This window comes from Streptomyces sp. NPDC042100 (assembly GCF_055582325.1).
In genome coordinates, this window is the sequence record NZ_JBVJDK010000037.1 from 1 (window position 1) to 1,388 (window position 1,388).

General features: G+C 71.5%; 2 protein-coding genes. Both read right to left on the reverse strand.

Features of this window, described 5'->3' with window-relative positions; all coding sequences use genetic code 11:
- On the reverse strand, positions 1 to 1,087 hold a 1,087-nt coding region (locus tag ACZ6J5_RS36085; RefSeq protein ID WP_469398173.1), incomplete at its 3' end, for a DUF8189 domain-containing protein.
- Between the two features lie 10 nt (positions 1,088 to 1,097).
- The coding region (locus ACZ6J5_RS36090) for a DUF8189 domain-containing protein (protein WP_469398174.1) at positions 1,098 to 1,388 on the reverse strand (291 nt) is incomplete at its 5' end.

A 1,388-nucleotide genomic window follows, 5' to 3' on the forward strand; every position in this document is an offset into this window, starting at 1 on the left:
TCCGCCCGTCCTGATTGTGATCCACGGTCAGATCACGCCCGCCACCGCCGAAGTCCTCCCAGCCCGACCAGCCGCCGTTCACCGCCGTCTGGTACTGGTGCTGGAAGGTGCTCCCGTTCAGCGCGAAGACCTCAAGCCGCCCGTCCGGAGACTTCTCGACCTCCACCCGGGCATCGGCGGGACCGCCACCCGTCGGCTCCCAGCCCGACCAGCCGCCGTTGGCCGCCGTCTGATAGCGGTGGAACAGGCCGACCGGACCCGAGGCGAAGACCTCCATGCGCCCGTCCGCATTGGTACCCACGGCGATGTCGCGTCCGCCTCCGCCGAAGTCCTCCCAGCCAGACCAGCCACCGGAAGGCGCCACCTGATAACGGTGCTTGAACGTACTGCCGTTGATCGCGAACACCTCCAGACGCCCGTCCGCGTTCGCCGCGATCGCCAGCTCCGCGCCGCCCGGACCGCCGAGCGGCTCCCACTCGGACCAGGCGCCGTTCACGGCGAGCTGCCAGGCGTGGTGGACGCCGTCGGCACCGGCGGCGAAGGCTTCGAGCCGCCCGTCGGCCGAACGGGCCGAGACGACCCGCCCCGACTCCGCCGGGTAGACCACGGGGGCGGGACCGGGGCCGGGGTTGCCGAGCCGGTCCACCGCGGCGCGCGCCTCGTCCAGGTGGCGCCGGTGGTGACCCGCGTTGTAGGTGGACCAGGGTTCCCAGTTGGTGCCGCCGTTGGAGATGGTGAACGCCGCGTTCGCGTTGCACTGGGCGTCGTACGCGCAGGCGTCGTTCACCTCGGGGTGCCAGTAGTCGTTGATCTGCCACAGCCCTCGGTCGCGCGACGGGGGCGTGTTGTTGGTGGTGTTGGTCGCCGAGGGGTCGCAGCTGGACTCGGCGAGGGCGACGGCGACGGCCGTGACCAGGCCGTCGCCCCGGAAACCGGCCTGATAGCCGACCTGGGCGCACAGGTCGCTCGACGCGGCATGGGCCGGCGAGGCGGTGCCGGTGAGGATGCCCGCCGCCAGGAGCAGCGAGGCGAACGCCGAAAGGACGGCGCGGTGGGGTGCGCGGGGGGACCGCCGTGCGGTTCTCACTGCTGTCTCCTCAATCGATCGCGGGACCGGCGTTGGCGTTCACCCACGCCCACTCGGACCATGTCGTCGGGCCGGTCTGCCATTTGTGGTAGACGCCGGCGTGGCTGGTTCCGAACACCTCGATGCGTCCGTCGGCGTTGCTCGTCGCGGTGATCTCGGTGCCGCCGCCCCCGAAGTCCGTCCACTGGCCGTACGGGGCGTTGATCCCGCTCTGCCAGAGGTGCTGGGCGACGGTCCCGTTGATCGCGAAGACCTCCACCCGCCCGTCCGGCGACCGCTCACTCGTCAGCTGCGAGTCCAC